Annotated in this window: 15 protein-coding genes; 6 read left to right on the top strand and 9 right to left on the bottom strand. The window is 66.8% G+C overall.

Annotation, left to right across the window (positions count from 1 at the left end):
* On the bottom strand, positions 1-144 hold a 144-nt coding region (locus F3J10_RS21065; RefSeq protein ID WP_167242913.1), incomplete at its 3' end, for a twin-arginine translocation signal domain-containing protein.
* A 586-nt stretch (positions 145-730) separates the two neighbouring features.
* On the opposite strand from F3J10_RS21065, the gene F3J10_RS21060 reads away from it, so the two are divergent.
* A complete protein-coding gene (locus F3J10_RS21060) occupies positions 731-1,816 on the top strand; it encodes a porin (protein WP_013689872.1) in 1,086 nt (361 codons plus the stop codon).
* Positions 1,817-1,951: 135 nt separating this feature from the next.
* Here the strand turns inward: F3J10_RS21060 and F3J10_RS21055 are convergent, their stop codons facing one another.
* Positions 1,952-2,350 carry a GreA/GreB family elongation factor gene (locus F3J10_RS21055; protein ID WP_013689873.1) on the bottom strand — a complete coding sequence of 133 codons (399 nt, stop codon included), beginning with the start codon at positions 2,348-2,350 and terminating at the stop codon, positions 1,952-1,954.
* A 515-nt stretch (positions 2,351-2,865) separates the two neighbouring features.
* On the opposite strand from F3J10_RS21055, the gene F3J10_RS21050 reads away from it, so the two are divergent.
* On the top strand, positions 2,866-3,192 hold the full coding sequence (locus F3J10_RS21050; protein ID WP_013689874.1) for a DUF4148 domain-containing protein: 327 nt from the start codon (positions 2,866-2,868) through the stop codon (positions 3,190-3,192).
* A 213-nt stretch (positions 3,193-3,405) separates the two neighbouring features.
* Here F3J10_RS21050 and F3J10_RS21045 read toward each other — a convergent pair whose 3' ends face one another.
* Together F3J10_RS21045 and F3J10_RS21040 are read right to left on the bottom strand one after the other, a co-directional pair.
* Positions 3,406-3,867: a CBS domain-containing protein gene (locus tag F3J10_RS21045; RefSeq protein ID WP_013689875.1), complete on the bottom strand. Its 462-nt coding sequence runs from the start codon at positions 3,865-3,867 to the stop codon at positions 3,406-3,408.
* Complete coding sequence (locus F3J10_RS21040) at positions 3,864-4,028, bottom strand: hypothetical protein (protein ID WP_161500264.1); 165 nt, start codon at positions 4,026-4,028, stop codon at positions 3,864-3,866. Before F3J10_RS21040 ends, F3J10_RS21045 begins: the two co-directional genes overlap by 4 nt.
* Here F3J10_RS21040 and ribA point away from each other — a divergent pair.
* Complete coding sequence (gene ribA / locus F3J10_RS21035) at positions 4,018-4,677, top strand: GTP cyclohydrolase II (protein WP_029949767.1); 660 nt, start codon at positions 4,018-4,020, stop codon at positions 4,675-4,677. The two genes, F3J10_RS21040 and ribA, sit on opposite strands and share 11 nt — an antisense overlap.
* Positions 4,678-5,025: 348 nt before the next feature.
* Here ribA and F3J10_RS21030 read toward each other — a convergent pair whose 3' ends face one another.
* Positions 5,026-5,601, bottom strand: coding sequence for an XRE family transcriptional regulator (locus tag F3J10_RS21030; RefSeq protein ID WP_025097941.1), 576 nt, complete (start codon positions 5,599-5,601; stop codon positions 5,026-5,028).
* Between the two features lie 43 nt (positions 5,602-5,644).
* Positions 5,645-5,848, bottom strand: coding sequence for a hypothetical protein (locus F3J10_RS21025; protein WP_167242912.1), 204 nt, complete (start codon positions 5,846-5,848; stop codon positions 5,645-5,647).
* 394 nt (positions 5,849-6,242) lie between these two features.
* Here F3J10_RS21025 and F3J10_RS21020 point away from each other — a divergent pair, with 394 nt between their 5' ends.
* A complete protein-coding gene (locus F3J10_RS21020) occupies positions 6,243-7,685 on the top strand; it encodes a PLP-dependent aminotransferase family protein (RefSeq protein WP_167242911.1) in 1,443 nt (480 codons plus the stop codon).
* 120 nt (positions 7,686-7,805) lie between these two features.
* On the opposite strand, the gene F3J10_RS21015 is transcribed toward F3J10_RS21020, so the two are convergent.
* The gene (locus tag F3J10_RS21015) at positions 7,806-8,690 is read right to left on the bottom strand and encodes a LysR family transcriptional regulator (RefSeq protein ID WP_025097944.1); all 885 of its coding nucleotides are present in this window, start codon (positions 8,688-8,690) and stop codon (positions 7,806-7,808) included.
* Between the two features lie 132 nt (positions 8,691-8,822).
* On the opposite strand from F3J10_RS21015, the gene argC reads away from it, so the two are divergent.
* Entirely contained in the window at positions 8,823-9,752 is a 930-nt protein-coding gene (argC, locus tag F3J10_RS21010) for an N-acetyl-gamma-glutamyl-phosphate reductase (protein ID WP_167242910.1), read from the top strand.
* Between the two features lie 80 nt (positions 9,753-9,832).
* On the opposite strand, the gene F3J10_RS21005 is transcribed toward argC, so the two are convergent.
* The gene (locus tag F3J10_RS21005; protein WP_167242909.1) at positions 9,833-10,456 is read right to left on the bottom strand and encodes an acyl-homoserine-lactone synthase; all 624 of its coding nucleotides are present in this window, start codon (positions 10,454-10,456) and stop codon (positions 9,833-9,835) included.
* A 235-nt stretch (positions 10,457-10,691) separates the two neighbouring features.
* Positions 10,692-11,144, bottom strand: a complete 453-nt coding sequence (locus tag F3J10_RS21000) for a DUF4902 domain-containing protein (RefSeq protein WP_167242908.1) — start codon at positions 11,142-11,144, stop codon at positions 10,692-10,694.
* 75 nt (positions 11,145-11,219) lie between these two features.
* Here F3J10_RS21000 and F3J10_RS20995 point away from each other — a divergent pair, with 75 nt between their 5' ends.
* Positions 11,220-11,939 carry an autoinducer binding domain-containing protein gene (locus F3J10_RS20995; protein ID WP_025097948.1) on the top strand — a complete coding sequence of 240 codons (720 nt, stop codon included), beginning with the start codon at positions 11,220-11,222 and terminating at the stop codon, positions 11,937-11,939.
* Positions 11,940-12,048 lie beyond the last annotated feature (109 nt).

Here is a 12,048-nt window from a genome sequence, read left to right as displayed (position 1 = left end):
CGGCGGGGGCGGCGGCGGCCGGCCGCCAGGCGCCGGATAACCGCCGGGCGGGGCAGGTTGCGCGTTCGCGCCGAGGGCCGAGCCGCCGGCCAGGATGGCCGCGCCGCCGAGGGCGAGGGTTCGAAGGAAGTCGCGACGTTGCATCGAAAGGCTCCCGGATGGAGAACGGGCCGCCCGGGATGGGCGGCGGCACGGCATCAAGGTATCGCCTGGCTAGCCGACCAACATTACAGGTGTTGTAACGGCTGTTACGGGCCATGCCTTTCGTCGCGCTGTCACCTCGGGGAAACCGCAGGGAAACGTTTTACGCGGGTTTTACACGGGTGACGCATCGGAAAATGCACCAGATTGCGGATGTTTTGAGTAATTTTTGCCGAATTGGCGAGGTGGGCCGGGAGGTGGTTGTTGTTTCTTTGCAACCGTCAAGCCGGTGACACAATCAAATGCCTGTTGCGTATACGCCAAAAACAGTCCGTCAAGTGATCAAAAAAACAAGTCAAAACAACGAGTTATCAAAGACTACCATTTCTATTATTTCTGGTTTCGGAAAAAGTTATTTCTTTATTCGCGCGTGGCGGCCCTAGGGTCCACCCCTAAACTCACGGTTCCCAGAGCGGCCAACCATCCGGGCGCGGCCATGTGAAGTCGACGTGGCGCTTCCGGGCGGTTGCAGACCGTTATGAAACAAGGTCGACAGACCTGCCTTTTTTAGATGAAGGGAGCTCCACGAATGAAGAAGACTCTGATCGTTGCAGCCGCTGCAGCATCGTTCGCAACCGTCGCCCACGCGCAAAGCAGCGTCACGCTGTACGGCGTGCTCGACGCGGGCATCACGTACCAAAGCAATGTCGCCGGCAAGTCGCGCTGGTCGGAAGGCACGGGCATCGACCAAAGCCTGTTCGGTCTCCGTGGTTCGGAAGACCTGGGTGGCGGCCTGAAGGCAATCTTCACGTTGGAAAGCGGTTTCAACCTCGGTAACGGCCGCTTCTCGAACGACGGCGGCATGTTCAACCGTCAAGCCTTCGTCGGCCTGTCGAGCCAGTACGGCACGGTCACGCTGGGCCGCCAGTACGACGCAGTCCAGGACTACCTGGCTCCGCTGACGGCAACCGGCTCGTGGGGCGGCACGTACTTCGCTCACGTCGGCAACTTCGACAACCTGAGCACGAACGGCGGCTACGCAACCAACAACTCGATCAAGTTCACGAGCGCGAACTACGCCGGCCTGCAATTCGGCGGCACGTACGCTTTCTCGAACAACACGAACTTCGGCAACAACCGTGCATACAGCGGCGGCGTGTCGTACCAGTTCCAAGGCCTGAAGCTGGCTGGCGCGTACTCGCAACTGAACAACCCGAACGCAGCTGGCACGAGCGGCGCGGTTGACCAGAACGCATTCGGCGCACAAGGCCGCGTCCGTACGTACGGCGCAGCAGCTGGCTACGCATTCGGCCCGGCACAAGTCGGCGCCGCATGGACGCAAGCTCGTCTGGACAACACGGTTGCAGGCGCGAACGTTCGCATCGACAACTACGAAGTCAACGGCAAGTACAACCTGACGCCGGCACTGGGTCTGGGCATCGCCTACACGTACTCGAACGGCCGCCTGGGCACGAACAACGCCCACTGGAACCAAGTTGGCCTGCAAGCCGACTACTCGCTGTCGAAGCGCACCGACGTGTACGCTCAAGCCGTGTACCAGCGCGCAAGCAACGGCGTGGCTGCTTCGATCTACAACGGCGACATCGCTGCGACGAACACCTCGTCGGGCATCAACCAGACCGCCGCTACGGTTGGCCTGCGTCACCGCTTCTAAGCTCGACGACCGCTTCGGCGGTCCACAGCAAAAAGGCGCCTTCGGGCGCCTTTTTTTCGTTTACGGCATGCAATATCGTGCTTCGCGAATCGGGGAGCCGGCCCGTTGCCGGGTCGAGTCCCCATTCGGCAAGGCTCAGCGCGTGTAGTCGCCGCTGGCCTCGGGCTGGTAGACGATCGCCGAGACCGTCATGCGGCCCGCCACGCCGTTGGGCAGGGTGATGTTCACATGCTCGCCCTGGCGGGCACCGAGCAGGGCCATGCCGACCGGCGAGAACACGTTGAGCCGGCCGGCATCGGAGCGTGCCTGGTCGGGATAGACGAGGGTCCAGGTGATGGCTTCGTGCGTCGCCTCGTCGGTCAGCGTGAACTGCGAATTCATGGTCACCACGTTCGCCTTCATGGCATCGGCATTCACGATATCGGCGCGCTCGAGCAGGGTGTCGAGCATGGCCTGCAGGCGCGTGTCGCGTTCGGCATGTTTCTCGAGGCGCGCGACATCGAGTTCGGTGAGTTGCAGCAGTCGATTCTTCATCGGTGTTGTCCTTGTGTATGGGCGTGAGGCGCCGCGGCCGGCGGCGCGATGAGCCTGAATCGGGGAATCGCCCGGAGCCCGGCTGGCGCTCCGGTGGAGCGGGTCAGCGCGGGCGCCGGGCGGCAGCCTGCGGAACGGTGGCGTGAGCGCCTCGCGAGCCGGCCAGGCGCGCGCCGACGCCGATCTGGCGGCGTCGAAGGGCATGGGGGCGAGCGGGAGGGCGGCGCATCACGGATGGGCGGGAAAGTATGACGAAACGCTTGCCATTATAAGCGCGACGACAGGGCGGCACGGTGGCGGTGGTTAGCCAATTGTCAGTAATTGTTGTGAGAATGTGCAAACTGGCCGATTTCCGGGGTCGGTTCGGGCCTTGATATTTGCTATCCGTGCAACGGTCTATGTCTAAACTAGGGGTTTTCCCTGGGTGATCCGAAGCCTAGACTTGAATCGTTCGCTTCAGACAGGAATCAACGCCGGGAGCGACGCAAAACCACAAACATCTCGGAGGTAACATCATGAAATCGCTCGTCTATGCAGCAGTCGTCGCTTCGGTCCTTGCCGCTCCGGTCGCATCGTTCGCCCAGTCGAACCAGCCCGTGACGCGCGCCGAAGTCCGTGCGCAACTGGTCCAGCTCGAACAGGCCGGCTACAACCCGGTCGCCAGCGACGCCCAATATCCGCGTGACATCCAGGCCGCCGAAGCGCGTGTCCAGCAATCGCAGCAGACGCTGACGCATGCCGACACCAGCGGCTACGGCGTGCAGCCGGTGGCCGGCGCGCAATCGGGCCGTCGTAACGACACCGCGCCGAACCCGGTCGACAGCGTCTACTTCGGTCATTGAGCGGCAGGGTGACGGCGGGCCGCGCCAGGCGCGGCCGTGCGATTGAGACGTGACGAGGCCGCGCCTCGTCACGCATTGAACAGATCAGGTCTGATGCCCGCGCGAGATCCGCGGGGCAGGGTTCGACCGAACAGGACCTCCGTCGCCGCAACCCGGCGGCTTTGCCCAGACGCTGGAGCGTTTGGGCATTTTTTGCGCCTGTCGGGCCGGGGCTTATTCCGAGTCGATCGGGGTGCCGTGGATGTAGTGCTCGAGCTGCTTGATGGTGTCCTGCTGCTCGGCGATCACGCTCTTGACCAAATCGCCGATCGAGATCACGCCGATCAGCTTGCGGTTCTTGTCGAGTACCGGCAGGTGGCGCATGCGATGCTCGGTCATCAGCGCCATGCACTGGTCGCTGGTTTCCGACGGTTCGACGTAACGCACCTTGACGGTCATGATTTCCTCGATGCGCGTGTCCTTGGACGAGCGCTCGAGCAGCACGACCTTGCGCGCGTAGTCGCGCTCGGTGACGATGCCGACGATGTCCTCGCCTTCCTTCACCACCAGGGCGCCGATGCCCTTGATGGCCATCAGCTTCAAGGCGTCGTAGACGGAATCATTCTTGCCGATCGTGTGCACCGTTTGGCCGGCATCGGGCTTTGATTTGAGAATATTCGCGACGGTTGTGCTCATACGATCTCCGGAAACCGGGCGCAAGCCATGCCCGGGGGAAGCGGCGTGAAAGTGCCCGCGCGAGCGGACACGGTGAAGAACGCATTGCGTAGATTAGCGGTAAACTCCGGCTGCGCGCCACTCAGAACATTCCTTAACTCCGATTTTTCGATGCTTTCCATGTCTTCGCAACCTTCCTCGCCGTCCGCGGACGAGCCTCAAGCCGACGAATGCGTGACCCTCGTCGCGTCGGCCTCGCTCCCGACCCGCTACGGCACCTTCATGTCCCATGCGTTTCGCGTGGCCGGCAGCGAGGCCGAACACCTGGCGCTCGTGGTCGGCGATGTCGCAGGGCAGCAATCGGTGCTCACGCGCCTGCATTCGGAGTGTCTGACGGGCGATGTGTTCGGATCCTACCGCTGCGACTGCGGCGAGCAACTGGACCTCGCTCTGCGGTATATCGCCGCAGAGGGTCGCGGCGTCCTGCTGTATCTGCGTGGTCACGAGGGGCGCGGCATCGGCCTGAGCAACAAGATCCGCGCCTACGCGCTGCAGGAACAGGGGCGCGACACGGTCGAGGCGAATCGTGACCTCGGCCTGCCCGACGACGCACGCGAGTACGATTCGGCGGCCGCGATCCTGCGCATCCTGCAGGTCAACTCGGTGCGGCTGATGAGCAACAATCCGAAGAAGTTCGACACGCTCGTCGCGCACGGCATTCCCGTGTGCGAACGCGTCGCGCTGGCGGTGCCCGTGCGCGACGAGAACGAACGCTACATCCGGACCAAGCAGGTCAAGTTCGGTCATTATGTTTTCGACGAGAACGAGTAAATCGCCGAACCCGCAAGAACGGCCGGTGCTGAAGCAGCCCGGCCGTTTTTTCGTTTACCGCCCGGGTTCGATGTGCGCTGCAGCATATATGTCGCGCGGTGGCGATGCCTGATCCAAGTCGTCATGAACACGATGGGCGCGCTGTCGCGTCGGTGGACGATCGCTTGGATGTGCAGGAATCTGTATCGATCAAGGCAGGGAATGCCGGCGAACCGCTGCGCGTCATGCCTTGCTGCTGCGTCCGCGCGCGTCGCGATCAGGTACGCGAGATTGACATGGGCGTTAGCGTTCTTTCTCCGCCAGCCTCGGACATGGTGGCGCGTCCCGCGTGTCGTTTGCCCCTTGCGCTCAAGGCAGCCGGGGCGTGCCGACCCACAGCACCACGGCTTCCTGCCGATGCGGATTGGTCCAGCCGCGCGACCAGGCGGATTTGTAGTGGGCGCTGTCGCCGGCTTGCAGCAGCACGGTGCCGGAAGCCAGCGCGAGACTCAATTCGCCGGACAGGACGTGCAGGAACTCCTCCCCGGCGCGACCGGGCGTGTCGCCCGGCCCCGGCTGGCCGGGCGGCAGCCTGAGCAGCCGTGCCTCGAGCTCCTGGTGGGGCGAGCCGCGTGTGAGGGCCGCGAAGCGGGTCGCCGAATCGGGCAAGGGCTGGAAGCTCAGCTGCTCGCGACGATGGATCTGGTGCTGTTCCTCGGGCGCGTCCAGCAGATAGCTGACCTCCACGCCGAGCGCGCCGGCGATGCTGTTCAGCGAGGCCGCCGAGACGCCCGCCAGGCCGCGCTCGACCTGCGAGAGAAACGGCTTGGACAGATGGGCGCAGGCCGCCAGGCGGTCCAGCGTGTAGTTGAGCCGTTGCCGCAAGGCGCGGATTTTCGTGCCGAGCCGGATGGCCGGCGTGAGCGGGTCGGATGAGACGTTCATGATCGGGGGCGCCAAGGCCGTGCCGGCCCGCAAGCGCAAATCCTCAGGCATGCCAAAGATGTCGGACCTGGCGCCAGATGCGATCGTCGGGTTCGAATTGCTCGCCGGCGGCCGGGACGGACTCTTCGGTATCGGTGTTCGCGGCGCGGATCGAACGGCACGGCAGCGCTCTGCCGGGGCGGGTTGCCTGGCGAGCGCGGGCGGCGCCCGGGCAGGGCGGATGGGCGGCGGAGGGCAGCGGCATCATGATGGAATGTCCGAGAAAAACACGGTTGGCCGTGAAAGAGGGCAGGCAGGACGATTCTGCGCGGCGGCCCGGCGCGCCGGTAGCCTCAGACGGCGACGGCGCCACGGACTCACGGTCGTTGCATGCGCATCTGTATTCCTGTTTCGATCGCGACAGCGGCAGCCGGCAGCGCGCGAGCCGCCCGGCATCCGCTGGGCACCGCGGCTGTCTCTATCAAAACAGGGAGACAGATGCGGCAAGCCCGGCGTTGCGACGGTGCAAATGGCCCGGCCTGAGGCTGGCGCCCGGCAGGGGCGGGGCGCAAAATGACCGGCCCGGCGCCGCGCGACCGGGGCAGGGAGCCGGCGCGGGCGCGCTCGGCGGTAGCGATCAAGGCAATCAGGTGGACCGGTACATGTGGGATCGATCGACTCGCTACGGCGAGCTGGCTTTTCAGTTGCAGGAGGAGATCTGCGCGGGTCCGCTTCGCGCCGGCGACAGGCTGCCCTCGATTCGCGCCCTGTGCGCGCGTTTCCAGGCCAGCAGCGCGACGGTCACGCACGCGCTGTATCTGCTGGAGGATGCCGGCATGATCTCGGTGCGCCCGCGCAGCGGTTTCTACGTGCGCGAGCAGTTCCATGCCGTCGAGCGCCGGCCTCCGGCGCGCGTGCCCGAGCCCTGCCTGCAGCCGGCCCTGCCGGCCCAGCGCGCCCTGCTGCGCTCGCTCGACCGGCTGATCGCGGCGGACCAGCCGATGCTGTTCGCGCGGATCAATCCCGAGCTTTATCCGGCGGTCGCGCTGCAGCGGATCATGACCGAGCAGGCGCGCCGCAACCCGGCCTTCCTGACCGGCTGCACGATCGGGCCGGATTCGCCGCTGCATCGGCAGTTCGCGCGCCGCGGACGGATCATGGGCTGCGACTGGCACGCCGAGGACATCACCATCACGCTGGCCCATCACGAGGTCCACCGGCCCCTGTTCCGCGCGCTGACCCAGCCCGGCCAGACGGTGGCGATCGCCTCGCCGACGTCCATGAGGCTGCTGGAGGAACTGGACGAACTGGGCCTCAAGGTGCTGGAGATTCCCTCGCATCCCGAGCATGGCCTGTCGATCGACACGCTCGAATTCGCCCTGCGGCGCGAGAAGGTGGCCGCTTGCGCGTTTTCCGCCAACTTCCCGCATCCGACCGGCGGCCAGATGAGCGATGCAGGCAAGCGCCGCGTGGTCGAGCTGCTGGCCGAGCACGGCGTGCCGCTGATCGAGGACGACCGCAACGGCGATCTCCATTTCGGTGAGAAGCGCCCCTTGCCCTTCAAGGCCTTCGACCGGACCGGGCTGGTCCATTACTTCTCCGATGTCGGCGGCCTGGTCGGGCACGGCCTGTCGATCGGCTTCGCCGTCACCAGCCTGCGCCACGAGTTCGAGCGGGTCGCCCAGCCGCCCGAGCTGTTCCAGTACACGCTGGCGAGCTTCATGGCCAGCGGCCTGTTCGAGCCGCATCTGCGCCGCCTGCGCCAGGCCCTGGCCAGTTATTCCGGCCAGTACCAGGCGGCGGTGCGCGCGCATTTCCCCCGCGAGGCGCGCAGCTTCGCCGTGTCGGGCGGCCACTGGATGTGGATTGAGCTGCCGCGCGGATTCGATACCACGGCCCTGCTGCGGCGCGCCCTGCAGGACGACATCGCGTTTTCGCCGGGCCAGTTGTTCTGCACCGACGGCAGCCTGAACCACTGCCTGCGGATCAATACCGGCATGCCGGTGACGGAGGCGGTGGAACGCGATATCGCCGCGCTCGGCGCGATGATCGCCGAACAGCTCACGCAGATGCGCAGCGCCCCGCGCGAGGCCGACCGGGCCTGACGGCGGCACGAGCGGCACGAGCGGCACGAGCGGCACGAGCGGCACGAGCGGCACGAGCGGCACAAGCGGCACAAGCGGCACAAGCGGCACAAGCGGCACAAGCGGCACAAGCGCCGCCGCTCAATTCGCGCGCAAGGCCCACAGCGCGTCCAGCACGTGCCGGGTGGCGCGCTCGACCGAGTCCGCGCGATGGGCGATCCCCAGCTCGCGCCACAGCGCGGGCCGCAGCGGCCGCATCGCCACGCGCGGATCGGGTGCCGGCGCGCCGGCCTCGTGCGGCAGCACGGTGGCACCGTAACCGGCCGCCACCAGGCTCTTGATCGCCTCGTTGTAGTTCAGCTCGATGCGCGGCTGCGGGCGATGCCCGTCCGCCGCGAACCATTCGTAGGTCTGCCGCGCCAGCCGCGTGCTCACGTCGTTGAGGATCAGCGGCCGGGTGGCCAGCCAGGCCGGCGAGACCTGGGCCGGCGCGTTCCAGTGCTCCGGCAGGAAGGCCAGCATCGGGTCGCGTCGCCACGGCTCGATCGCCAGCCCCGCCACGGCCGCTTGCGGCAGGGCCACCAGGCCGACGTCGAGCGAGCCCGCCGAGAGTTGCGCGAGGGTGTCGCGCGAGGTCAGCACGGCGATCTGCACGTCGATATCGGGATGCAGCTCGCGCAGGCGCGCCAGCACCTGCGGCAGCAGATGCGCGAAGGCGCCGGTCGAGGCGCCCAGCCGCACCCGCCCGGCCAGCCCCTGCACCTGCCGCTCGACGTCGTCGAGGGTGGCCTCCATCTCGGCCAGCAGCCGCCGCGCGCGCTCGATCAGCAGCTCGCCGATCGCCGAGGGGCGGATCCTGCCGCGCGTGCGCGACAGCAAGGGCGCGCCGATCCGGGCCTCGAGCTCGGCGACGTGCAGGCTCACGGTGGGCGGGGCCAGGTGCAGCGATTGTGCGGCTGCGGCGAACGAACCCTGGTCCGCAATGGCGATTAGGGTGCGCAGGCGGTCGAGACTGATTTCTCGCATCGGGGAAATTCCAACGTTCAGAAAATATGAATTTCGTGTTGATGAAATTCAACTTTTCCAAGTTTAGCGCGCGGCGCAAGATCCGGGCATGGCGTCCAGACGCGACGCCGCGAGAACCAGGAAACCCAGCACATGAGCGCACCCATCGTATTCATCGACGGCGACCAGGGCACCACCGGCCTGCAGATCCACCAACGGCTGCAAGGGCGGACCGACCTGCGGCTCGCCACCTTGCCGGCGCACCAGCGCAAGGATCCGGCGCGCCGCGCCGAGGCCATCAATGCCTGCGATATCGCGATCCTGTGCCTGCCGGACGCCGCTGCGCGCGAGGCGGCGGGCTTCGTGCGCAATCCGGCGGTGCGCGTGATCGACGCCAGCTCGGCGCATCGCAGCGACCCGGACTGGGTTTACGGCTTTCCGGAAATGACGGCCGGGCAGGCGGGGCGGATCGCCGGCGCGCGGCGCGTGACCAATCCCGGCTGCTATCCGACCGGCGCGATCGGGCTGCTGCGGCCCTTGATCGAGCAGGGCCTGCTGCCGGCCGACTATCCGGTCGCGATCCATGCCGTGTCGGGTTATTCGGGCGGCGGCCGGGCGGCCGTCGACGCCTACGAGGCCGAGGACGGCGAGGCGCCGGCGCTGCGCGTCTACGGGCTGGGGCTCGCGCACAAGCACCCGCCCGAGATCCGCCTGCATGCGGGCCTGGCGCACCGGCCGCTGTTCGTGCCGGCCTATGGCGCCTATCGGCAGGGCATCGTGCTGACCATCCCGCTGGCGCTGCGGCTGCTGCCGGCCGGGGTCGACGGCGCGCGCCTGCATGCGGGGTTGGCGCGTCACTACGAGGGCGCGCGCCATGCCCGCGTGCTGCCCTTGGCGGCGGCGCGCGAGCTGGGCCAGCTCGATCCGCAAGCGCTCAACGGCAGCAACGACATCGAGTTCGGCGTGTTCGTCAACGACGAACACGGCCACGTGCTGCTGAGTGCGGTATTCGACAACCTCGGCAAGGGCGCCTCGGGTGCCGCGGTGCAGAACCTCGACCTGATGCTCGCGGCGCTGCGCTGAAGGGACCGGCGCCGGCAGGGGCGGCACCGGACAGGCGGGAACGGTTGGTGCGGCGCGGGTGGTGCCGACGGCTCGCCGCGTCAGGCGGCTTCGGCGGGCTCGGCGGGCTCGGCGTGGCAGAGGGCGGGATCGAGGTCGAGCGCGGCCAGTGTCTGCGCGTCGATGTCGATCCAGCAGGCCACCACCATGCGGCCGTCGATCGAGACCGGCGGCCCGGCCCGGTGGGCATGCACGCCGATCCGGCGGAACAGCCGCTCGATACTGCAGAAGGTCACGCCGATCAGTTGCCGGGCGCCGCGGCGGGCGGCGCATTCGACCGCCGCGGCCAGCATCGGCCGCACCGACCAGGCCAGGCTGCCGGCGTCGGCGCCGTCCTCGGGGGTGGCCGCGAAACGCGACAATTCCCACACTTCGGGAGAGCGGGGCGCCGCGATGTCGGCCGACAGCAGGTGCGGGAACACCTCGTGCAGCAGGTACGGTCGCGTGGTCGGCAATAGTCGTGCGCAGCCGCAGATTTCTCCGCTCGTATCTCGTCCGACGACATAGACGGTGTCGTCGCGATCGAACTGATCACGCTCGTATTTATCGTCTTCAGACGGCAACTGCCAGCCGAGCTGCTCGACGAAAACGCGATAGCGGTACGACCCCAGATCGGCGGCGAGCTGGGGGGAAAGGCGGCCGGCCTCGTGAACGTAAGTCTGCATGGTGTCCTCGTAGTTATTCCGTTTGGAATGGGCGCATTACAACGTGCGCCCCGAGGACAAGTAACTGTTATTCCTGACAGGAGGTTGGGCCACTTTCCAGGCAATCTTGACAGGTCGAAATTGGCGCGCAAAGGTTTGCGCGCCATCTGTGGTTCAATTTCGAGATTGCGTTGCTGGCCGGGTCGGGCCGACAATGCGAGGGCATTCGTTTGAAATGCGAAGCGGGCCGCGGGTTTCAGTGCGACCAGTGGGTGGCGCCGCGGACTGGCCGGGTGGGCGGCCCGCCGGTGAGGGCCTGGTTGACTGCCATCGCCCAGTCGAGCGAGGCGAGCCGGCAGCCCAGGGCGCTGGCGGTGGCATGCATGCCGATGTCGGTGCCGAAGCGGTCGACGCCCATCAGGTTGCTGCGTACGTCGTCCCAGGCGATCACCAGGCGGCCGGAGCCGGGATCGACATACCAGTCCCAGCCGACCGTCAGGTGTGCGAAACCTGGCGAGGACGGACGCTGCCACTCGGTGTAGCCGGCCGCGTCGAAGGCGAGGCCGTCGGCGCGCAGTTCGTCGGCGAGCCCGGGGTCGAGCCCCGAGGCGATGTGCACGAGTTCGAGCCCCGCGAAGGCATGCAGCGGGAGGCGGACGTAACCGTCCTTGGACGGCGCGCAGTAAGGATGAAGCAGGGGCAGTGTCATGCGCGGCAATGTAGCAAGCCCGTGACCGTGATGTAACCTAGCAAGAATGACAGCGTGGAAGCTGTTGGAGAGATGATGGAACTACGCTGGCAGGATGCCTACCACCAGTTCAACGCGGCTGCGAACGAGCAACAGCTCTTTCAGCAGATCTCGGCCTATTCGAAGCGGCTCGGTTTCGAGTACTGCTGCTACGGCATTCGCGTGCCGCAGCCGGGCACGCAGCCGGTGGTCGAGATCTTCGACACCTACCCGGCCGGCTGGATGGCCCACTACCAGGCGCGCAACTACATCGAGGTCGATCCGACCGTGCGCGACGGCGCGATGAGCCCGAACATGATCATCTGGCCGGATGTCGATACGGCGGAGGATCCGTCGCTATGGCGCGACGCGCGCGACTTCGGCATGTCGGTCGGCGTGGCGCAATCGGCCTGGGCCGCGCGCGGCGTGTTCGGACTGCTGACCATCGCGCGCCGCTCCGACCGCCTCACGCCCGCCGAGATCAACAGCCTCACGCTGCAGGCCAACTGGCTGGCGAATCTCTCGCATTCGCTGATGGGCAAGTTCCTGGTGCCCAAGCTCTCGCCGGCGGCCAGCGTGACGCTCACCAAGCGCGAACGCGAGGTGCTGAGCTGGACCAGCGAGGGCCGCACCGCCAGCGAGATCGGCGAGCAGCTCAACATCTCCGAGCGCACCGTCACCTTCCACATCAACAACATCCTCGCCAAGCTCGGCGCGACCAACAAGGTGCAGGCCGTCGTCAAGGCGATCGGCATGGGCCTGATCGAGACGCCCTGAGGACCTGATGCCCTGATCCGGCAGGCGCGGCGCCCGGAGCGCGCGCAAGCCCCACGCCATTGCCGACGCGCCGGCCCGGATTCGCTCCGGCCGGCGCGTCGTCCATTGG

It is taken from the genome of Burkholderia sp. Cy-637 (assembly GCF_011753175.1).
Lineage (GTDB): Bacteria > Pseudomonadota > Gammaproteobacteria > Burkholderiales > Burkholderiaceae > Burkholderia > Burkholderia gladioli.
The sequence above is the reverse complement of the archived record's forward strand: the minus strand, read 5'-3'. Positions and strand labels throughout refer to the sequence as shown.

Coding starts and splice junctions, on each gene's coding strand:
- F3J10_RS21000 (WP_167242908.1), bottom strand. CDS start 11,144: ATGACACTGCCCCTGCTTCATCCTTACTGCGCGCCGTCCAAGGACGGT.
- F3J10_RS20995 (WP_025097948.1), top strand. CDS start 11,220: ATGGAACTACGCTGGCAGGATGCCTACCACCAGTTCAACGCGGCTGCG.
- F3J10_RS21015 (WP_025097944.1), bottom strand. CDS start 8,690: ATGCGAGAAATCAGTCTCGACCGCCTGCGCACCCTAATCGCCATTGCG.
- F3J10_RS21060 (WP_013689872.1), top strand. CDS start 731: ATGAAGAAGACTCTGATCGTTGCAGCCGCTGCAGCATCGTTCGCAACC.
- F3J10_RS21050 (WP_013689874.1), top strand. CDS start 2,866: ATGAAATCGCTCGTCTATGCAGCAGTCGTCGCTTCGGTCCTTGCCGCT.
- F3J10_RS21045 (WP_013689875.1), bottom strand. CDS start 3,867: ATGAGCACAACCGTCGCGAATATTCTCAAATCAAAGCCCGATGCCGGC.
- F3J10_RS21055 (WP_013689873.1), bottom strand. CDS start 2,350: ATGAAGAATCGACTGCTGCAACTCACCGAACTCGATGTCGCGCGCCTC.
- F3J10_RS21025 (WP_167242912.1), bottom strand. CDS start 5,848: ATGATGCCGCTGCCCTCCGCCGCCCATCCGCCCTGCCCGGGCGCCGCC.
- argC (WP_167242910.1), top strand. CDS start 8,823: ATGAGCGCACCCATCGTATTCATCGACGGCGACCAGGGCACCACCGGC.
- F3J10_RS21040 (WP_161500264.1), bottom strand. CDS start 4,028: ATGGAAAGCATCGAAAAATCGGAGTTAAGGAATGTTCTGAGTGGCGCG.
- ribA (WP_029949767.1), top strand. CDS start 4,018: ATGCTTTCCATGTCTTCGCAACCTTCCTCGCCGTCCGCGGACGAGCCT.
- F3J10_RS21030 (WP_025097941.1), bottom strand. CDS start 5,601: ATGAACGTCTCATCCGACCCGCTCACGCCGGCCATCCGGCTCGGCACG.
- F3J10_RS21005 (WP_167242909.1), bottom strand. CDS start 10,456: ATGCAGACTTACGTTCACGAGGCCGGCCGCCTTTCCCCCCAGCTCGCC.
- F3J10_RS21020 (WP_167242911.1), top strand. CDS start 6,243: ATGTGGGATCGATCGACTCGCTACGGCGAGCTGGCTTTTCAGTTGCAG.